This window comes from Novosphingobium sp. GV079, assembly GCF_003058045.1.
GTDB classification, from domain to species: Bacteria; Pseudomonadota; Alphaproteobacteria; order Sphingomonadales; family Sphingomonadaceae; genus Novosphingobium; species Novosphingobium capsulatum.
The window spans coordinates 86036-106576 of the sequence record NZ_QBUE01000001.1 but is presented as its reverse complement, the minus strand read 5'-3'; the positions used below and the strand labels follow the sequence as shown (position 1 = coordinate 106576).

Genomic DNA, 20541 nt, shown 5'->3' with positions numbered 1-20541 from the left:
TTTCGTAATCGGCGTTTGCGCCAATTAAACCGGCGCTGGATTGATCGCCGTCAAAATGCTGCGGCGCAGCGGGGGCTAAGGGCGGTGGCGTGCCCCTGTCGCGCTTTTGGCAGGGCTTCTCCCGATCGTGTGGCCTGCCGCCGATCGGCAGGGCCCGACGGGGAGCCATAGCAGAGGGAACGCGGCCATGGACATGGCAGTCATCGAATTATCCCGCCTTCAGTTCGCGCTGACGGCCATGTACCATTTCCTGTTCGTGCCATTGACGCTTGGCCTGTCGTTCATGCTGGTGATCATGGAGAGCATCTATGTGATCACCAAGCGGCCGATCTGGCGCATCATCACGCGCTTCTGGGGCAAGCTGTTCGGCATCAACTTTGTCCTGGGCGTGGCCACCGGCCTGACCATGGAATTCGAGTTCGGCACCAACTGGGCCTATTATGCCCACTATGTCGGCGATATCTTCGGCGCGCCGCTGGCGATCGAAGGGCTGATGGCCTTCTTCCTCGAAGCGACCATGGTGGGGGTGATGTTCTTCGGCTGGGACCGCCTCAGCCGGCGCCAGCATCTGGCGGTCACGTTCATGGTGGCGCTGGGCACCAATCTTTCGGCGCTGTGGATCCTGATCGCCAATGGCTGGATGCAGAACCCGGTGGGGGCCACGTTCAACCCCGAAACCATGCGCATGGAAGTGACCGACTTTTCCGCCGTGCTGTTCAACCCGGTGGCCCAGGCCAAGTTCGTGCACACGGTCAGCGCCGGCTATGTCTGCGCGGCCACGTTCGTGATGGGGGTTTCGGCGTTCTACCTGCTCAAGGGCAAGTGGACCAACGTGGCGCGCCGTTCGATGATGGTGGCAGCCGCGTTTGGCCTGGCGTCCTCGCTCTCGGTCGTCGTGCTCGGCGATGAAAGCGGCTATACCCTGACCGACAACCAGAAGATGAAGCTCGCCGCGATCGAGGCGATGTGGGAAACCGAACCGGCGCCGGCCGCGATCACGCTGGTCGGTCTGCCCGACGTGGCGGCGCGCACCACGCATTTTGCGGTCAAGGTGCCCTATGTCATGGGCCTGATCGGCACGCGCAGCCTGACCGGCAAGATCGACGGGATCGAGGAACTGGTGCTGCGTGCCGACGGGCGCATCCACAGCGGGCTGATCGCCTATGACGCGGTGGAGCGGCTCAAGGTCAACCGCACCGACCTTGCCGCCCGCGCCGCGTTCGAGGCGCACAAGCAGGATATCGGCTTTGCCATGCTGCTCAAGCGCTATGTCGCCGATCCACGCCGCGCCGATGACAAGCTGATCCTCAAGGCCGCGTGGGACACCGTGCCCAACGTGCCGGTGATGTTCTTCCTGTTTCGCGGCATGGCGGCGCTCGGCTTTGGCTTCATCGCCTTGTTCGGTGCGGCATTCTGGTGCGCCTCCACCTGCCGGTTCCGCCGGCGCTGGTTCCTGAAACTGGCGGTGGTGGCGATCCCGCTGCCATGGCTGGCGATCGAGGCGGGCTGGGTGCTGGCCGAGATCGGCCGCCAACCCTGGGCCGTCGATGGCGTGCTGCCCACGTTCCTGGGCGCCTCCTCGCTCACCGTCCCGCAGGTCTGGGCCACGATCGTGGGCTTTACCGCGCTTTATGGCGGGCTTGCCGTGATCGAGGTGCGGCTGATGCTGGCGCAGATCCGCAAGGGGCCGATCGAACACCACGACACCGACGATCAAGACGCAACGCAACCCCTGGACGCGGGCTTTGCCCCGCTGCCGGCAGAATAAGGGGCAAGGGCCATGCATATTCCCCTCGATTACGAAACCCTGCGGGTCATCTGGTGGGCGCTGTTGGGCGTGCTGCTGATCGGCTTTGCCCTGACCGATGGCTATGACCTGGGCGTGGCGGCGCTGCTGCCGTTCGTGGGGCGCAGCGATGCCGAACGCCGCCTGGTGATCAACGCCGTGGCGCCGCATTGGGAAGGCCACCAGGTGTGGCTGATCCTGGGCGGTGGGGCGATCTTTGCCGCCTGGCCGTTCGTCTATGCCGTCAGCTTTTCCGGGTTCTACCTGGCGATGTTCCTGGTGCTGGCGGCGCTGATCCTGCGGCCGGTGGCGTTCAAGTATCGTTCGAAAAAGCCCGATCCGGCCTGGCGCACGCGGTGGGACTGGGCGCTGTTCGTCGGTGGCTTCGTGCCCGCGCTGGTCTTTGGCGTGGCCGTGGGCAATGTTCTGGCCGGCGCGCCATTCCGCCTCGATAGCGATCTGCGCATGACCTATGAAGGCAGCCTGCTCGGCCTGTTCACTCCGTTCACGCTGCTGACCGGGTTGCTGTCAGTCACCATGCTGGCGCTGCATGGCGCGGGCTGGCTGGCGATCAAGATCGAGGAAGGGCCAGTGCTGAACCGCGCCCGCGCCATTGCCCGCGTCGCGGCGATTGCCAGCATCGCGCTGTTCGTGATCGGCGGAGTGATGGTGGCCAAGGGGCACATGGGCATGGCCCTGGCCGGCACGGTCGATCCGCAGGGGCCTTCGAACCCGCTGCTGTCCGCCAGCGTGGCCACGCCCGGCGCCTGGCTGGCCAACTATGGTGCGCACCCCTGGATGATCGCCGCGCCGCTGCTCGGCCTGGCCGGGCCGATCGTGGCGCTGTGGGGCATGGCCACGCGGCGCGGCGGGGTGAACTTGGTGGGCACCGCCATGGCCACCACCGGCATCATCGCCACCGTGGGCTGCTCGATGTTTCCCTATATCCTGCCGTCCTCGATCGATCCGCGCTCCAGCCTGACGGTGTGGAATGCCTCGTCCAGCCATCTCACGCTGTTCATCATGCTGGTGTGCACCATCGTGTTCCTGCCGATCGTGCTGGCCTATACCGCCTGGGTCATGACCCTGCTGAGCGGGCGCATCACCCTGCGCGATGTGCGCTCCAATCCTGATTTTTACTGAAAGGACGTCGCCATGTGGTATTTCACCTGGGTGCTCGGTCTGGGCCTGGCCGTGGGCTTTGGCATCATCAACGGGCTGTGGCACGAATTCAATTCGCCGATCGACGATGACCCCGCGATTTGACCGTAAAGCCTGATGCGCCGCGCGGTTGCGCGTGGTGACAGAGACCTGAAAACGCGGCGCCCGGCCTTGGCCTGGCGCCGTTTTTCGTTGCAGGTGCAGCAACTTGGCAACAGATCTTTGCGATATGATGCGGTGCTTGCGGATTCAAAGTTGAAAGTCGGTTCACCTTTCAGTATTGTGCCCTCACCAAGCGACGGCAAGGCAAGACCGTCGCGCCAAGGAGAGGACCATGGCCCTGACCGCCAGCACCCGCATTCGTTCGATTTCCGCCATTCTGTTTGCCGGCGTGGCGCTGGGCGCGCTGCCGGCCCCGGCCCTGGCGCAGGACACCAGCGACGCGGCCGCGCAGGCTGGCGCCGCCAGCGACGGCGAGATCATCGTCACTGCCCGCCGCCGCAGTGAAACGCTCAATTCCGTGCCGATCGCCATCACCGCGTTTTCCGGCGATGAACTGCAGGCCAAGGGCGCCGGAGACATCACCGCGCTGGCCGACGAAGTGCCCAACGTGACGCTGGAGCCTTCGCGCGGGACCAACTCGACGCTGTCGGCCTTCATTCGCGGGGTGGGGCAGCAAGACCCGGTGTCCGGTTTCGAACAGGGCGTGGGCATCTATCTCGACGATGTCTATCTCAACCGCCCGCAGGCCGCCGTGCTCGATATCTATGACGTGGAGCGGGTGGAAGTGCTGCGCGGGCCGCAGGGCACGCTCTATGGCCGCAACACCATCGGCGGCGCGATCAAGTATGTCACGCGCAAGATCGACGATGCCTTTCACCTGCGTCTGCGCGGCACCTATGGCAGCTATGACCAGGCCGATGGCGTCGCCACGGTCAGCTCGCCGCTGACCAGCGATGGCGTGCTGCGCGCCAGCGGCACCGTGGCGCGGCTGACGCGCGGCGGCTTTGGCCGCAACCTGACCACGGGGCTTTCGAACTACAACAAGGATATCTGGGCCGGCCGTGGCACGGTGGAAGTGCACGGCACCGATTTCTTCGCGCGGCTCACCGGCGATTATACCCACGATATGTCCAACCCGCGTGGCGGCCACCGCGAAATTCCCGGCCAGCTGACCGGTGCGCCGGTGCTGGCCAACGTGTTCGACACCCAGGCCGGGCTCAACAGCCCCAAGCAGGACGTCAAGGCCTGGGGCTGGTCGCTGTTCATGGAAGCCAAGCCGACCGACCACCTGACGCTGCGGTCGATCACCGCGTTCCGCAAGGATGACAGCGCCTCGCCGATCGATTTCGATGCCACCGCCTCGCAAGACGTCGACGTGCCGGCCTATTACCGCAACAAGCAGTGGAGCCAGGAAATCCAGCTGCTCTACAACTCGGGCAAGTTCAACGCGCTGCTGGGCTATTACTATCTCTATGCCACGGCGCTGACGCAGTTTGACGTGCGGCTGTTCACCACCGTGCCGGGGCTGGCGGCGTTCACCGGCGCCAATATCCGCACCGATACCTCGGCCGCGTTTGCGAACCTCAGCTATGATTTCAGCGATCACCTCAGCCTGGAAGCGGGCGGGCGCTATACCTGGGACAAGCGCTATGCCCAGATCCTGCGGCAGAACTACCTGGGTGGCGGCTCGCCGGTGTTTGGCGGAGCCGGCGTGGCGTTTGGCGCGCCCAGCACCAATTTCCTGGGCAGCGCGGACTACAAGAAGTTCACGCCGCGCGTGTCGCTCAACTGGAAGCCGAACACCGACAACACCGTCTATGCCAGCTTCAGCCAGGGCTTCAAGGGCGGCGGGTTCGATCCGCGCGGGGTGGGCGTCAATGCGCCGCCGGGGATGACCCAGGGCGAATTCCTCAGCTTCCGCCCGGAAAAGGTCAACAGCTATGAACTGGGGGTCAAGACCCGGCTGTTCGACCGGCGCCTGTCGCTCAACCTCGCTGCGTTCCGCATGGACTATACCGATGTGCAGATCCCCGGCTCGGTGGCCTGCACGGTGGGCGGGCTGCCCAGCTTCTGCGGGGTGGTGTCCAACGCCGGCAAGGCGCGGATGCAGGGCGTGGAAGCCGAAGGGCGGCTCAAGCTGGGCGGCTTCACGCTCAATGGCTCACTTGGCTATATCGATGCCAAGTACCTGAAATACATCACGCTGATTGCCGGCCAGCCGACCGACGTGGCTGCCTATCGCAAGGTGCAGAATACCCCGGCGTGGACCGGCAGCGCCTCGGCCAGCTATTCCATTCCGGTGGGCACGGGTGCGGTCGACGTGACCGGCGGTGTGTCGTGGAAGAGCAAGACCTATCAGTTCGAAGTGCCCAACCCCTATCTCGACCAGCCCGGCTATGCCCTGTTCGACGCCAGCGTGTTCTACCGCGCGCCGGGCGGGCGGTGGACCTTTGGCGTCTATGGCAAGAACATCCTCGACAAGCGCTACAAGACCTCGGGCTATACCTATGTTGCCGGCAATCCCACCACCGGGGCGCTGACCTATACCCCGGCGGGCAACCTGATCCCGACGCTGGGCAAGGAAGGCGTGCTGACCACCTACTGGGGCAATCCGCGCCAGGTCTTTGCCACGGCCACGCTCAACTTCTGAGTTCAGCACCTGCAAAAGGGGGGGATGGGGCCGGGCAGCCCCATCCCCCCTTTTTGTCATGGCGATCAGATGCGCGGCTCGCCGTGATCCTTCACCACGCGGCCGCCCTGCATGACAAAGCGCACGCGCTGCAGTTCGGTGATATCGGTCATGGGGTCCTTGTCGGTGGCGACGATATCGGCAAAGGCGCCCGGGCGGATCGCGCCGATGCGGCTTTCCCCGATCAGGTTGGCCGCGCCCACGAACGAGCTGCGCAGCACGTCGGCCACGGGCATCCCGGCCTTGACCATCAGTTCGAACTCGTGCCCGTTCTGGCCATGGTGATAGACGCCGGCATCGGTGCCGAACGCGATCTTCACGCCCGATTTCCACGCGGCATAGAGGTTCTTGGCCATGATCGGCCCCACCGCCAGCGCCTTTTCCGCCATCGACGGGCCAAGCAGCTCGGGATGCTTCTGCGCCATTTCCACCACCGTGGCCCCGGCGATCAGCGTGGGCACCAGATAGGTCCCATGTTGCTTCATGATCGCATAGCTGGTCGGGGTGGCATAGCTGCCATGCTCGATCGAATCGACGCCGATCGCGCTGGCATGATCGATCGCCTGGGCGCCATGGGCATGGGCTGCCACGCGCAGGTGCAGGGTGTGGGCGGTATCGACCACGGCCTTGATTTCGGCGTCGGTCATCAGCTGGGCCTGGGGATCGTCGCCCACGCTGGCGACGCCGCCCGAAGGCACGATCTTGATCAGGTCGACGCCGTCGCGGAAATGCTCGCGCACTTTCTTCACCGCCTCGTCCGGCCCGTCGACAATGCCGTCCTGCCAGCCGGGCTTGGTCAGCGCCGCGTCAAAGCCATTGGCCGGATCGGCATGGCCACCGGTGGGGCCCAGGATGCTGCCCGAAACCCACATGCGCGGGCCGGGGATCGTGCCCGCCTTCTGCGCGCGCTTGAGCGCCACGACCACGGCGGTATCCCCGCCCACATCGCGCACCGAGGTGAACCCGGCCAGCAGGGTGAGGCGGGCATTGCCCACGCCATCGAGCGTTTCGTCATAACCGCTGTGCGTCACGCTTTGCAGCAGGGCGTTGCCCTTGGTGAGATCGGACGTGAGGTGTACGTGCGCATCGATCAGGCCGGGCATGACCGTGCCTTGCGACAGGTCGATCACCTCGGCCCCGGCCGGGGAAACAAAGCCATCCTGCACCGCGGTGATCTGGTCATCGTGCACCACGATCGAGACCTGGCTGCGTTCGCCAGGGTTGATGCCATCGATCAGGTGCCCGGCATGAATGACATAGTCGCGCGCCATGGCGGGGCTGCTGGCCAGCGTGAATGCCAGCGCGACACCGGCCAGCAAGGTCTTCTTCATTGGCTAAGCTCCCCTGAAATGAATGGCTTGGTTGTTGTGCTTGCGGCACAGCCCTGCCTGTCACGCTAGCCAAGCGGGGCGCCGTTTGGCAAGCTGATGGGGCAAAGAGGGCACGATCGGGCAAGACTGGCGCTGCAAGCGTCGGGTTCGGCCTGTCAGCAAAAGGAACCGTGATGGCTTTGAACCGCATTCTTCGCCGCCGCCTGGCACGGGCCACCGGCCTGGCACTGGTGCTGGCCGCCGTGCCGCAGGTGGCCCAGGCCGCGCCGCTCGATCCGGTGGCGGCGCGCGCGGCGATCGATGCGCAGCTCGCAAAAATCTATCCCTCGCTCGATGCGCTGTACAAGGACATCCACCAGCATCCCGAAGTCGGCTTTCAGGAAACCCGCACCGCCGCCTTGCTGGCGGCGCGGATGCGGGCGCTGGGCTTTACCGTGACCGAGCATGTCGGCCAGACCGGGATCGTGGCGGTCTATCGCAATGGCGATGGCCCGGTGGTGCTGGTGCGAACCGAGCTGGACGCGCTGCCGCTGGAGGAAAAGACCGGGCTGCCCTATGCCAGCCATTATCAGCAGACCATCGATGGCAAGCTTACCCCCACCGACCACGCCTGCGGCCATGACAGCCACATGGCCTGGTGGGTGGGTACGGCGCAGACATTGCTGGCGCTCAAGGACAAGTGGCACGGCACGCTGGTGTTCATCGGCCAGCCGGCCGAGGAAAAGGCCGGCGGCGCCAAGGCGATGCTGGCCGATGGCCTGTTCACCCGCTTTCCCAAGCCCGACTATGCCTTTGCCGCCCATGTCGGCCCGGATGTGGCCGGGCATGTGACGGTCAAGCAGGGCGCGGTCAGCTCTGCCTCGGACTCCGTGATCGTCACCTTCCATGGCCAGGGCGCGCATGGCTCGATGCCGGACAAGAGCATCGATCCGATCGTGATGGGCGCGCACTTTGTCGATGATGTGCAGACCGTGATCAGCCGGCAGAAAGACCCGCAGAAGTTCGGCGTGATTACCGTGGGCGCGTTCAATGCCGGTTTCGTGCCCAATATCATTCCCGATACCGCCGTGCTCAAGCTGACGCTGCGATCCTACGATCCCGATGTGCGCAAGCTGCTGCTCGATGGGGTGAGCATCACCGCGCGCGCCGTGGCGAGCATGGCCCGCGCGCCCGAACCGGGGGTTGACCATACCGAGGCGACGGCATCGGTAGTCAACGATCCCGCACTGGCCGGGCAATTGGCCGGTATCCTCAAAACCGCGCTGGGCGATGCCCAGGTGGCGCTGGTGCCGGCGATGATGCCTGGCGGCACAGCGAGCGAGGACTATTCCGAATACGTCAACGCCGGGGTGGCCAAGTCGGTGTTCTTTGGCCTGGGCGGCAGCGATCCGGCGATGCTGGCGCGGCTCAAGGCCGAGGGCAAGCCGGTGCCGGTCAACCATTCGCCATTCTTTGCCCCGCAACCCGAACCAACGATCCGCGCCGGGGTGGAAACGCTGACCCTGGCGGTGCTGGGCGTGGCGGGGAACTGATCCCCGCCACTGCACGTCAGCGCCCGAAGAAGGTCGGGCCGTCGAGCGTGAACTTGAAACCGAACACCAGCGCATCGCGGGTGTTGGTGGGGTTGAACGGCGCCCCGGTGTTATCGGGGTGCAGCACATATTGCACGTTGGGCGAAATGCGCAGGCCCGGCACCACATCGGCGCCATAGGCCAGTTCCATCATCACCTCGTGGCGGTGCACGTTGTCTTCGCCGCCGGCGGCCAGGCGCGCGGCGCGCATGCGCGCCATCGCCAGGTCGGAAAAGCGCTGGTCATTGATGACAAAGCCCAGCGTATCGGTGTCGCGCCCCTTGAACGTGCCGGTCTGGACGATCCCGAAATCGAGATAGCGGCTTTCCTCCACCTGGCCCGACAGGTTGGTCATCGCCACGCCAAAGATCGAAAGGCCGCGCCGGCTTTGCGGATCGGGCCGGGTCAACTGCTGGTCAAAGCGGGCATAGATCCCGCTGCGCCCGTGCAGCGTGCGTGCCGGGCGCCCGGTGAGAATGGCGATGCCGCCGGCATCGTCGCGCAGCGGATCGGCATAGTCGGCGCGGTCGAACCAGCCGCCCAGAATATAGTGGCCGGGCAGGCGGGTCTCGCCCTTGTCATCGGCATAGCCTAGTTCCCACGGCACGATCACCCCCGTGCGGTTGGCCGAGGAGAAGTTGAAGCCATCATCGTTCCAGCGCTTGCGATCGGGGTTTACTTCATAGACCCCGGCATGGGCGAACCAGCGCGGTGCCACCCACAGCTTGGCCTGGGCCATCCAGCTTGACGCCGGGAAATAGGTGAAGTTGCTGTTCTTGAACACGAAGGTGGGGTTGCCGCAGGTCGAATTGGTCTGGAACAGGCAATAGAGCGGCGAATTGAGGAAGTGGATGTTGGCCTGGCTGCGCCCGGCCTCGATCACCAGGCGATCGTTGAGCAGCTTCTGCTCCCAGGTCAGGATCGCCAGGTGGGTGTTCTGCGTGCCCCACACTTCCTGGACCGAGGTATTGTTGCCCAGCGCAATGCCCGACAGGCTCTTGCCGTGGCGGTTGGTCACGGCAAAGTGGATCGTGGCGCCACTGATCCCGGCGATGCGATCCATGTCGAGATCGGCACCCACATAGACCTGGCCGGTATAGGCGCTCTTGCGCGCCAGGCCGCCGGTCACGTTGCCGGCGGCTTCTCCGGTATAGCTCCATTGCAGCGTCACGCCCTGGTCGGCCAGCGGTTGCAGTGGTTGGCGCGCGGCGGGCGCCTGCCCGGTTGCCGGAAGCGTCGCTGGAAGCGTTGGCGGGGGCGGGGGAGCGGCATCATCGGCCAGCGCCGGGGCGGCAGAGGCGAGGAGAGCAGGCAGCACGAGGGCAAGGGCGCCTGCGCGGCAGGCACCATGGGGCAGGGCGAACATGGGTTTTGCTCCTTGCGGCCGGGGGCTGGCCGCATGTGAAAGGGTTCAGGCGGTGGCGGGCAGCGCCGTGGTTTCTTGGGCAAGCGGGCGGCGCAGCAGCCCGGCGAGCAGCGCGGTGGTGAGCGTGCCGGCGGCGATCGCCACGGCATAGGCGCCAAGGTGGGTCACCGCGCCGGGGATCGGCAGCACGAACACGCCGCCGTGCGGCACGCGCAATTCCACGCCCATCGCCATCGAAATCGCCCCGGCCAGGGCCGACCCGGCAACGAAGGCCGGGATCATGCGCAGGGGATCGCGCGCGGCAAAGGGGATCGCCCCTTCGGTGATGAACGCCAGGCCAAGCACCGCCGTGGCCCCGGCGCCATCGCGTTCCTCTGCCGAAAAGCGGTTGCGGAACAGGACCGTGGCCAGCGCGATGCCGAGCGGCGGGGTCATCCCGGCGGCCATCGTTGCAGCCATGGGGGTATAGACCTGGCTGGCGATGAGGCCGACCGAAAAGGCATAGCTCGCCTTGTTGACCGGGCCGCCCATGTCGAAGGCCATCATCGCGCCCAGGATCAGGCCCAGCGCAATGGCGCTCGATCCCTGCATGCCGCGCAGCCATTCGGTCAGGAACGAGAGCACCGCCGCCACCGGCGTGCCCACGGCATAGACCATCAGCAACCCGGTCAGCAGCGTGCCGAGCAGCGGCAGGATCAGCATCGGCTTCAAGCCCGCCAGGTTGCGGGGCAGGCGGATCGCGCGGTTCAGCGCGTCCACGCCATAGCCGGCGATGAAGCCCGCGACGATCCCGCCGAGAAAGCCCGCGCCCTGGCTGGCCGCGATCATGCCGCCGATCATGCCCGGGGCAATGCCCGGCCGATCGGCAATGGAATAGGCGATATAGCCCGCGAGTGCCGGCACGATCAGGGCAAAGCCGCCCTTGGCGCCGATCTCGAACAGGGTGTGCGCCAGGGTGCCGGCGGCGGCATCGTCGTTGGCGTGAATGCCGCCCAGGGCAAAGGCCAGCGCGATCAGCAGGCCGCCCGCCACCACGAACGGCAGCATGAACGATACCCCGGTCATCAGGTGCTTGTAGGGGCCGGTGCGCTCGGCTTTGGCCGGCGCCGCGGTTTCTTCACCGCCTGCCTGCACGCTTGCTTCGGCCAGGGCGCGGGTGATCAGCGCGGCGCCGCCGGTGATGGCCGGCTTGGTATTGCTGGCAAACACGCGCTTGCCGGCAAAGCGGGCGCGATCGACTTCGCGGTCAGCGGCGATGATCACCACGTCGGCCTCGGCAATTTCCTGCGCGGTGAGCGGGGTGCCGGCGCCTACCGAGCCTTGCGTTTCCACGCGGATGGCATGGCCCAGTTCAGCAGCGCCCTGTTGCAGCCCTTCGGCCGCCATGAAAGTGTGGGCGATGCCCGTGGGGCACGAGGTGATGGCGACGATGCGCGTTGGGGTGGCTTCAGCGGCCGGAGCGGCGGCCAGGCCAGCCAGCACAGCGGCGGGATCGGCCAGCACGGCATCGACCGGGACCACCCGCGCGGACGGATCGGCCAGCGGCGCGGCATCGTCGAGGGCAAGCTGCACCTCGACGTCGAGCCCGGCCTCGCGCGCGGCCTTACGCAGCGCCTCGGCGGCGAGCACCGCTTCCACATCGCGCCCCGGCGCGGCGATCAGCACATGATGTTTCATGGTCAAACCCAATCCCAAGGTCATTTCTGTTGTAGCCGCGCGTTACGGACGCGGGCCGATGATCACGTCTTGCGCCAGCGCCATGACGCTGGCCTTTTCCGGCAGGTTCGGCCCGGCCATGCCGAGCTTGGCCACGGCAAAGGCGGTGGCGAGCCGCGCGGTTTCCGCCAGGCCCAGCCCGGCGACATGCGCGGCGGCGAGGCCTGCCACCATGGCATCGCCCGCACCCACCGTGCTGGCCACGCCCAGCGGGCCGAGCGGGGGCAGGGCAAGCTGGGCATGGACCGCGCCATCGCCGGTCACGAACAGTGCGCCCTGGCTGCCCATCGACACCACCACCTGTTCCACCCCGCGCGCATGCAGCGCCCGCGCCGCAGCGAGCACGGCAGTGCAATCGGGCAGCGCCTCTCCGGCCCAGGCGGCCAGTTCATCGCGGTTCGGCTTGATCACGTGTGGCAGCACCGGCGCGGCCAGCGCGCGCGCCAGCGGATCACCACTGGCATCGAGCAGCACGTGCACGCCCTGCCCACGCAGCCGCGCCACCAGCGTGGCATAGCAGGCTGGCGGACAGCCGGGGGGAAGGCTGCCCGCCAGAACCACCATGTCACCCGGCGCGGCCATGGCCGTCAGCCCGTCGAGCACGGTGGCAAGGGTTTCATCGGTCACCGCCAGGCCATCGAGATTGATGTCGGTGGTATCGTCAGCATCGACCAGCTTGAGGTTGACGCGCGTGGCGCCATCCACCCGCACCATGGCATCGGTGATCGGCTTGGCGGCAAACAGCGCCTCGAACGGGGCGGCATTGTCGCGGCCGAGCAGGCCATGGGCGGAAACCGGGGTACGCCAATCGGCCAGGCAGCTGGCCACGTTGATGCCCTTGCCCCCGGCGTTCTGGCGCACGCCACGGGCGCGGTGGACCTGGCCGGGCACCAGGCGATCGAGCGTGATCGTCTCGTCGATCGCGGGATTGAGCGTGAGGGTATGAACGCGCATCAGGCCGCTCCTGCATCGAGCGCGCGCACTTGCGCGGCGCCGGGTTGGGCCAGGGCGCGGCGCGCCAGGTCTTGCAGATCAGCCAGGCTGGCGCCGCGCAGCCGCGCCTTCACGGCGGGAATGTCGCGCGGGGTCATCGACAGTTCGCTTACCCCCAGGCCGGTGAGCAGCGCCGCGCCGAACGGATCGCCGGCAAGACCGCCGCACACGCCCACCCAGCGGCCGTGGGTGGCAGCGCCTTCCACCGTCAGGGCGATCAGGCGCAGGACGGCGGGGTGCAGGCTGTCTGCCTCTGCAGCCAGATCGGGGTTCTGGCGGTCGATCGCCAGGGTATATTGCGTGAGGTCATTGGTGCCGATCGAAAAGAAATCGGCATGTTCGGCGAGCGCCGCAGCCTGGACGGCGGCGGCCGGCACTTCGATCATGATGCCGATCGGCACGGCAGGCGCATCCAGCTCAGCGCGGATTTCCTCGCAGCGGGCGCGAAGCCGCTGCAATTCCCAGGTTGAGGTGATCATCGGGAACATGATCGACAGATCGCCGCCCTGCTTGGCGGCGCGGTAGAGCGCGCGCAGCTGCGGATCGAGCAGGTCGGGCCGGCGCAGCAGCAACCGCGCGCCGCGCACGCCCAGGAACGGGTTTTCCTCGGTCGGCAGGTCCAGATGCGGCACCTGCTTGTCCCCGCCGATATCCAGCGCGCGCACGATCAGCGGGCGGTGGCCGTCCGGCCCGTCACCCAGCGCAGTGATCATCGCGCGATAGATCGCTTCCTGTTCGTCCTCGCTCGGCGTGTCGCCGCGCTCCAGGAACAGGAACTCGGTGCGCATCAGGCCGACGCCCTCGGCGCCTTCGGCCAGGGCAAAGGCCACCGAATCCGGGCGGTTGACGTTGGCGGCGATGGCCACCTGATGCCCATCGGTGGTGATCGCCGGGCGGCTGCGCTCGGCCTCTTGGGCGCGGCGGCGCGCGGCGATGCGATCGATCCACCCTTGCGCGCTGGCGATGTCTGCCGGCGTGGGATCGAGCCACACGCGGCCAGCATCGCCATCGACGATCACCGTGGCCCCGGCGCCCAGCGCCAGCAGGTCATTGCCCAGCGCCACGACCGAAGGCAGCCCCAGGGTGCGCGCCAGGATCGCGCTGTGCGAGGTGGGCCCGCCCAGCGCCGTGGCGATGCCCGCCACTTTGGCGGGATCGAGCGTGGCGGTGTCGGACGGCGAAAGATCGCCCGCCAGCAGCACGCACGGCGCCGCATCTGGGCCATCGGGCAGGGTTTCGAGCGATCCCGCCGCCAGCGCCGGATCGATCGCGGCCAGCACGCGGCGGCCCACATCGTGCAGGTCTGCCGCGCGCGCGGCGAGCACAGGATTGCCCAGCGCGGAAAGCTGCCCGGCAATGCGGCTGACAGCCTGGTGCCACGACCACGCCACGCCATGGCCCTCGACCATGAGCTGGCAGGTCAGCGTGATCAGGTCGGTATCATCGAGCAGGTCGGCCTGCGCCTTGAAGATCGCCGCATCGCCCGCGCCCAGGCGGCGCGTGGTATCGTCGATCAGCGCGGTCATCTGCGCGCGGGTGCGGCGCAGTGCCTCGTCCAGCATGGCGCCGCCTCGGCCCAGATCCACTGGTTCGTCCGGCACCGTGAGTTCGGCGGCGGCAACTACATGGACGCGGCCGATCGCCAGGCCCGGGCTGGCCGCCACGCCCGCCAGCATGGCCAGCGGCGTTTCCGGTTGCCAGCCCTTGCCGCCATTCTGCGCGGCAGCGGCAGCGACCTTGGCGGCGGCACGGGCCGCGTCTTCCTTTTCCCGCGCGGTCAGGCGGCGGGCCACGGCCAGGAACTGGTCCACCGCGGCGCGGCCCTGCGGGCCATCGGCCGACACGGTGATCGTGTCACCCTGCTTGAGGCCGAGTTGCAGCAGGGACACCAGGCTTTTGGGATCGGCGCTGTCATTGCCGTGGCGGACGCGCAGCGCGGCGGGCGCGGCGCGTGCCGCATCCATCCAGGCAGAAGCGGGGCGGGCGTGGAGGCCTGCGGGATAGTCCACCGTCCACTGCGCGCTGTGGGCCAGATCGGCCACTGGCGCTGCGGATGTCGGGGCTGCGCCATCTTCGCCCAGGGCGCGGGCAATGGCATGGGGATCATCGCTGGCGATCAGCGCGGCCAGGCGCACCTCGTCCTGGATCAGGCGCGTCAGCCGGCGCAGGATGGCGATGTGGCTATCGGAACTGGCGGCAATGCCCACCACCAGCTGCGCGGTTTGCCCGGGGTTCCATTCCACCCCGTCGCGCAGTTGCAGCACGGCGATGCCATCGCGCCGCACCAGGCCCTTGTCTTCGCCCAGGCCATGCGGGATCGCCACGCCTGCGCCCAGGAACGTGTTGGCCACGTCCTCGCGGCGGACCATGCTGTCTTCATAGCCCGGCGCCACGCATCCGGCCGCCACCAGCATCTGCCCGGCCTGGCGAATCGCGTCTTCCTTGCTCGTGGCCGTGGCGGCGATGCGCACCAGAACGGCATCGCCAGCGGCTGCGCCATGTGGCGCATCTTCGGGCAAAATCGCGGGGTTGGGCTGCATTTCGCGCATCTCTCCTGGGGCCATTGGTCGGCGAGCTTGGGCCGCCGCTGTGCATTGAGAAAACGTTTTCTCATGAATTTTGTCAAGAGGCTTGCGTAAATGGCCGGATTGGGGCCATGCTTGCCGCGAAAACAGGCTGCAAGGCCGGGGGTTTGGAGAGAACGTTTTCTGATGGCGGTGGGGATCAAGGATGTGGCGCGGGTGGCCGGCGTTTCGGCCGCCACGGTTTCGCGGGTGCTGGCGGGCAAGGCGGTGGATGCCGCCATGCAGGCGCGCGTGCTCGATGCAGTGAAAAGCACCGGCTATCGTCCCAACCTGGCGGCGCGGCGGCTGCGTTCGCGGCATTCCAACGTGATCGGCCTGATCGTCGCTGATATCCGCAACCCGTTTTTCACCGCCGTGTCGCGCAGCGTGGAAACCGTGGCGGCGGCGCGCGGCATGCAGGTGATCTTGTGCAACACCGATGAAGACCCCGCGAAAGAGGCGATGTACCTTGACCTCATGCACCAGGAACGCGCCGCCGGCGTGATCCTGGCGCCTTCGCGCCAGCGCGTGGCGCGCACCGAATGGCCGGGGGGAGAGCGCCCGGTGGTCCTGATCGACCGCGCCATTCCCGGCGCCGATCTCGATTGCGTGCTGCTCGACAACGAACGCATGGCGGCCGTGCTGGTGGAGCATCTCCACGCCCAGGGCCATCGCCGCATCGCCGGCCTGTTCGGCGCGATGAGCACGACCGGCCTGGAACGCCGCGCCGGGTTCGAGCGCGCGGCCAAGGCGCTTGGGCTGGAGACGCAGGCGATCGCCGTGCCCCACAGCGCCGGCGAGGCCGAGCGCGCCCTGGCCGGCCTGCTGTCTGGCCCGCAGCGTCCCGATGCCGTGGTGGCGAGCAACGGGGTCATGCTGCTCAACGTGCTGCGCACCCTGCGCGCGCAGGGCCTGTCGGTGCCCAACGACATGGCGCTGGCCGGGTTTGACAACAACGACTGGATGGATTTCGTGGGCCAGGGCGCCAGTGGCGCGGGCGGGATCAGCGTGATCGAGCAGCCGGTGGAGGAAATCGGCCGCACTGCCACCACCATGCTGCTCGACCGGTTGGACAATCCGCGGGCGCCCACCCGCAAGGTGGTGCTCGCGGGCAAGTTGGTGGCGCGAGGTTAGACCACGACAACCTCGCGGGAAGGGCGGCGCACGCGGCTGGCTAGGCGCGCGCCAAGTTCCATCCCCGGACGCTCGACCAGGCGATCCGATGCCGTGGTGGCGAGCAACGGGGTCATGCTGCTCAACGTGCTGCGCACCCTGCGCGCGCAGGGCCTGTCGGTGCCCAACGACATGGCGCTGGCCGGATTTGACAACAACGACTGGATGGATTTCGTCGGCCAGGGCGCCAGTGGCGCGGGCGGGATCAGCGTGATCGAGCAGCCGGTGGAGGAAATCGGCCGCACTGCCACCACCATGCTGCTCGACCGGTTGGACAATCCGCAAGCGCCCACCCGCAAGGTGGTGCTGGCGGGCAAGTTGGTGGCGCGGGGCTAGGCCACGACAACCTCGCGGGAAGGGCGGCGCACCCGGCTAGCGAGGCGCGCGCCAAGTTCCATCCCCGGACGCTCGACCAGGCGATAGGCATAGCGTGCCACGGTCACGATGACGAAGAGGTAGAGCACCGTCACGCCATCCATGATGAACGGCGATTGCTTGATCGTGGCCAGATCAGTGCCGGGCACCACGGCGGGCGAGTGCAGCAGCTTGGCCACGACTTTCAGCACGTTGGCGACGACGAAGGCGATGAAGAAATGCACCATGTAGATCGAATAGGAGGTGCGGCCGAGGAACAGGCAGAACGGCTTTTTGAGGAGCTTGGCAACCGCGCCATCTTCGAACGACACGGCCGCGATCACGAACAGGAACACGATCGGCCCCACCAGGAACAGGCCATAGCCCGCGCCGAAAGTGAGCATGGCAAAGGCCGCCGCGATGGCGACGATCTGGAACGGCGTGGCCGGAATGCGTGAGAACGTGCCACGATAGTTCCACAGCGCCACGCCGATGAAGAACGAATAGATGCAGCGCGGTAGAAACGCATAGAAGCCCGGTTCGCCATCGGCATGGATCAGCCAGGCAAGCCCAAGCGCGATGGCAGCAAACTGGCACAGCCGCACGTGCCGCTTGGCCAGGAGCAGGATCAGCGCGAACAGGACATAGCTGACCAGCTCGACGCTGATGCTCCAGCTCGGCCCGTTCCATTCCGATCCGGGAATCGGCAGGAAGCCGTTGAGCAGGAAGAAGTTGGCTGGAACGCCCGACAGTGTGCGATTTTCGCTGAACGGCGGGCGGGCCAGGGGCAGCGCGATCTTGTGCGAGAGAATATAGAGCGTGGTTTCCGCGCAGAGGAACGCGGCCAGCATGACGAGATGTAGTGGCCAGACCCGCGCAATGCGCTTGATCGCGAAAATCTTGAAGTCTTGCTGGTTATGGATCTTGTGCTGATAGGCGCAGGCGATGACGAAGCCGCTCAAGACAAAGAAGAATTCCACGAACAGGAATGAATTGCGCACATAGTGCCAGAAATAGATGTGGCTGCCCACTTGCAGGTGATGCAGCGCCACCGACAGCGCCGCGAAACCGCGCAGGCTGTCGATCGCTTCGAAACGATGGGGCGAGGGCCTGCTGCTGATGGCGACGTTCGAGATTGGCTCTTGTGCCATGGTCTAGCGATCCTGAAAGGGGGCAGGGATCAGTCGCGTCTCGGCCCTGTTGGGCGAGATTGCGGCAGGGCCATTTGCAAAGCATGCAAATAAAGGCCGATATGGCGTTCAGAATTGCTGATTATTATTTTTTAAAATCATTCCGATATAGCAGTTTTATAAGTCAAAGCCGATGACGGTCACAAGACGTGCGGCGGAAACCTGTAAAAAAGTTCATGTTGTTTTGGAAATATTCAGCAATGTTGCTGATGTGGGCGGCATAATTCCAAGTGCATGACGATTTTTTAATACCGAGGTCATGCGTTTTTGCGGCCTTGCCGGCGCTTCGTCTCCCGCAACGTGCGCTTGGCCGCACGCGCCGCAGGGGGCAGGCAGCACCGCTGGGCGCAAATCATGCCCTTTCGTCTTCGCATTTGCACAAGACTTGGCCTAGAGAGGGCCGTATCGCCCGGCCAGGCCGGGCCCAGGCAGGAGAGATTCGCCCGATGAGCACCCAGACCCCCGTGATCGACAGCGCCCCCGCCGCATCTGCGGCGCCCGCGCCCAATCCGCAATCGGGGCAGCCGGTCACGCTCACCCGCTTTCTGATCGAGCAGCAGCGGCGGCCGGATTCGCCCTGTCCGCCGCAGTTGCGCCTGTTGCTGGAAACCGTGGCGCGCGCCTGCAAGGCAATCAACTTTGCCATTTCCAAGGGCGCGCTGGGCGATGTGCTGGGTTCGCTGGGCAGTGAAAACGTCCAGGGCGAAGTGCAGAAGAAGCTGGACGTGATCGCCAACGACCTGCTGCTCGATGCCAACGAATGGGGCGGGCAACTGGCCGCGATGGCGTCGGAAGAAATGGAATCGCTGCATCCCATTCCGGGCCGTTTCCCCAAGGGCGAATACCTGCTGGTGTTCGATCCCATCGACGGGTCGAGCAATATCGACGTGAACCTGTCGGTCGGCACGATCTTTTCGGTGCTGCGCGCGCCCGAGGCCTGCGCCGGGCGCGACGTGGCCGAGGCCGATTTCCTGCAGCCCGGCACCAGCCAGGTGGCGGCCGGCTATGCCATCTATGGCCCGCAGACGCTGCTGGTGCTGACCGTGGGCACCGGCGTCTATGAATTCACACTGGACCGCGAGATCGGTTCGTGGCGGATGACCGACGGGCCGATGCAGATGCCGCGCGGCAACCGCGAATTCGCCGTCAACATGGCGCGCCGCCGCCAGTGGTCGCCGCACGTGGCGCGCTATATCGAAGAGCGCATTCAGGGCAGCGAAGGCCCCCTGGGCGTGGATTACAACATGCGCTGGCCCGCCTCGATGGTGGCCGACGTGCACCGCATCATCAAGCGCGGCGGGATTTTCCTCTACCCGGCCGATCACCGCAAGGGCGGCAGCGCGCGCCTGCGCCTGCTCTATGAAGCCAACCCGATGAGCATGCTGATCGAGCAGGCCGGCGGCGCATCGAGCAATGGCCATGCGCGCATTCTCGATCTGGTGCCCACTGGCCTGCACGAACGCGTTGGCGTGATCCTGGGCGATCCGGAAGAAGTGGCCGCCGCCAGCGAGCCGCAGGGCTAAGCGCCGGGGCTGGCGCGCACGGCGGCGGCGGGGGCCGGGCCATGGACATGTTCGCCGCGCTGCAGGCCTTTGTGGCCGTGGTGGACGAGGGTGGCTTTGCCCCGGCAGCGCGCCGCGCCGGGCAGGCCACGTCATCGTTCACCCGCCATGTCGATGCGCTCGAAGCGGCGCTGGGCACCCGGCTGTTGACCCGCACCACACGCCAGGTCAGCCTGACCGAGGCGGGCGAGGCCTATTACCCGCGCGCCCGTGCCATCCTCGATACCCTGGCCGAAGCCAACCGCACGGTGCGCGAGGGGCCGGGCGCGGCGCGCGGGCTGTTGCGGGTGAGCCTGCCGGTCAGCTTTGCCAGGCTCCATGTTACCCCGATCCTGCCCGCGTTCATGGCGGCCCATCCCGATATCACGCTCGACGTAGTGGTGACCGACACCCCGCTCGATCTGGCGACGCAGCGCATAGACGTGGCCGTGCGGCTGGGCGCGCTCGATTCCTCCAGCCTGGTGGCGCGGCGGCTGGCGCCGCAACGCCGCCTGGTCTGCGCCAGCCCGGCCTATCTTGCCGCGCATGGCACGCCCCAGGTGCCGCAGGACCTGGCCGATCACGCCTGCCTGACCTTTGCCTTTGCCGATGGCGAGCGGCGCTGGCGGCTGACCCGCGACGGCCAGCACGAATGGGTGCGCGTGGCCGGGCCACTGCGCACCAACCACGCCGATACGATCCGCGAAACCGCACTGGCCGGGGCGGGACTCGCGCTCTTGCCCACCTGGCTGGTGGGTGAAGACGTGGCGCAGGGGCGGCTGCGCCCGGTGCTGGCTGAGTGGCACGGCGACATTGCCCGCCCCGGGGCGCCGCCGCCGGGCGATCCCGGCATCCACGCTCTTTACCTGCCCGATCGGCGCGGCATGGCCAAGGTGCGCCTGCTGGTCGATTTCCTGGCCGAAAACTTTGGCACGCCACCCTATTGGGAGCGTGGCTTGCCGGGCTGAGCTTTGCCCGGCATCATTGCGTGAAATGCAATAGTGCGTGCCACTTGGGGCAGATTATCATTTGCCGGCCAATGGTGCATAGGGGGTGCAACCAAGCCCGGCAGCAACCGTTTCCCCCCGGCCTGCCCCTGCACG

Annotated in this window: 15 protein-coding genes; 9 read left to right on the top strand and 6 right to left on the bottom strand. The window is 66.8% G+C overall.

All coding sequences use genetic code 11. The features are described from left to right. Positions 1–187: 187 nt before the first annotated feature. The 4 genes from C8K14_RS00435 (at position 188) to C8K14_RS00420 (ending at position 5600) form a co-directional block, all read left to right on the top strand. Positions 188–1768, top strand: a complete 1581-nt coding sequence (locus tag C8K14_RS00435) for a cytochrome ubiquinol oxidase subunit I (RefSeq protein WP_107715259.1) — start codon at positions 188–190, stop codon at positions 1766–1768. Positions 1769–1780: 12 nt separating this feature from the next. After that, positions 1781–2929 carry a cytochrome d ubiquinol oxidase subunit II gene (gene cydB / locus C8K14_RS00430; protein ID WP_107715258.1) on the top strand — a complete coding sequence of 383 codons (1149 nt, stop codon included), beginning with the start codon at positions 1781–1783 and terminating at the stop codon, positions 2927–2929. A 12-nt stretch (positions 2930–2941) separates the two neighbouring features. Continuing rightward, positions 2942–3052: a cytochrome bd-I oxidase subunit CydX gene (gene cydX / locus C8K14_RS00425; RefSeq protein ID WP_022674874.1), complete on the top strand. Its 111-nt coding sequence runs from the start codon at positions 2942–2944 to the stop codon at positions 3050–3052. A 229-nt stretch (positions 3053–3281) separates the two neighbouring features. Continuing rightward, positions 3282–5600, top strand: coding sequence for a TonB-dependent receptor (locus C8K14_RS00420; RefSeq protein ID WP_107715257.1), 2319 nt, complete (start codon positions 3282–3284; stop codon positions 5598–5600). 65 nt (positions 5601–5665) lie between these two features. Here the strand turns inward: C8K14_RS00420 and C8K14_RS00415 are convergent, their stop codons facing one another. Continuing rightward, positions 5666–6970, bottom strand: a complete 1305-nt coding sequence (locus C8K14_RS00415; RefSeq protein WP_107715256.1) for an amidohydrolase family protein — start codon at positions 6968–6970, stop codon at positions 5666–5668. Positions 6971–7143: 173 nt separating this feature from the next. On the opposite strand from C8K14_RS00415, the gene C8K14_RS00410 reads away from it, so the two are divergent. After that, a complete protein-coding gene (locus C8K14_RS00410) occupies positions 7144–8502 on the top strand; it encodes an amidohydrolase (protein WP_107715255.1) in 1359 nt (452 codons plus the stop codon). A 16-nt stretch (positions 8503–8518) separates the two neighbouring features. Here the strand turns inward: C8K14_RS00410 and C8K14_RS00405 are convergent, their stop codons facing one another. From C8K14_RS00405 to ptsP, 4 genes are read right to left on the bottom strand one after another with little or no spacing between them, the layout of a single operon-like run. Continuing rightward, entirely contained in the window at positions 8519–9907 is a 1389-nt protein-coding gene (locus tag C8K14_RS00405) for a carbohydrate porin (RefSeq protein WP_107715254.1), read from the bottom strand. 45 nt (positions 9908–9952) lie between these two features. Continuing rightward, positions 9953–11584, bottom strand: coding sequence for a PTS fructose transporter subunit IIC (locus tag C8K14_RS00400; RefSeq protein WP_107715253.1), 1632 nt, complete (start codon positions 11582–11584; stop codon positions 9953–9955). A 42-nt stretch (positions 11585–11626) separates the two neighbouring features. Further along, a complete protein-coding gene (gene pfkB / locus C8K14_RS00395; RefSeq protein WP_062786473.1) occupies positions 11627–12577 on the bottom strand; it encodes a 1-phosphofructokinase in 951 nt (316 codons plus the stop codon). Further along, a complete protein-coding gene (gene ptsP, locus C8K14_RS00390; protein ID WP_107715252.1) occupies positions 12577–15165 on the bottom strand; it encodes a phosphoenolpyruvate--protein phosphotransferase in 2589 nt (862 codons plus the stop codon). The genes pfkB and ptsP overlap by 1 nt, the downstream gene beginning before the upstream one ends. Positions 15166–15327: 162 nt before the next feature. On the opposite strand from ptsP, the gene C8K14_RS00385 reads away from it, so the two are divergent. Both C8K14_RS00385 and C8K14_RS00380 read left to right on the top strand, forming a co-directional pair. Beyond that, entirely contained in the window at positions 15328–16314 is a 987-nt protein-coding gene (locus C8K14_RS00385; protein ID WP_107715251.1) for a LacI family DNA-binding transcriptional regulator, read from the top strand. 114 nt (positions 16315–16428) lie between these two features. Further along, positions 16429–16689, top strand: a complete 261-nt coding sequence (locus C8K14_RS00380; RefSeq protein ID WP_369974023.1) for a substrate-binding domain-containing protein — start codon at positions 16429–16431, stop codon at positions 16687–16689. On the opposite strand, the gene C8K14_RS00375 is transcribed toward C8K14_RS00380, so the two are convergent. Beyond that, positions 16686–17858: an acyltransferase gene (locus C8K14_RS00375; protein WP_107715250.1), complete on the bottom strand. Its 1173-nt coding sequence runs from the start codon at positions 17856–17858 to the stop codon at positions 16686–16688. The two genes, C8K14_RS00380 and C8K14_RS00375, sit on opposite strands and share 4 nt — an antisense overlap. Positions 17859–18343: 485 nt before the next feature. Here C8K14_RS00375 and C8K14_RS00370 point away from each other — a divergent pair, with 485 nt between their 5' ends. Both C8K14_RS00370 and C8K14_RS00365 read left to right on the top strand, forming a co-directional pair. Further along, positions 18344–19420, top strand: a complete 1077-nt coding sequence (locus C8K14_RS00370; RefSeq protein ID WP_107715249.1) for a class 1 fructose-bisphosphatase — start codon at positions 18344–18346, stop codon at positions 19418–19420. 41 nt (positions 19421–19461) lie between these two features. Then, positions 19462–20406 carry a LysR family transcriptional regulator gene (locus C8K14_RS00365; RefSeq protein WP_107715248.1) on the top strand — a complete coding sequence of 315 codons (945 nt, stop codon included), beginning with the start codon at positions 19462–19464 and terminating at the stop codon, positions 20404–20406. Positions 20407–20541: the final 135 nt, after the last annotated feature.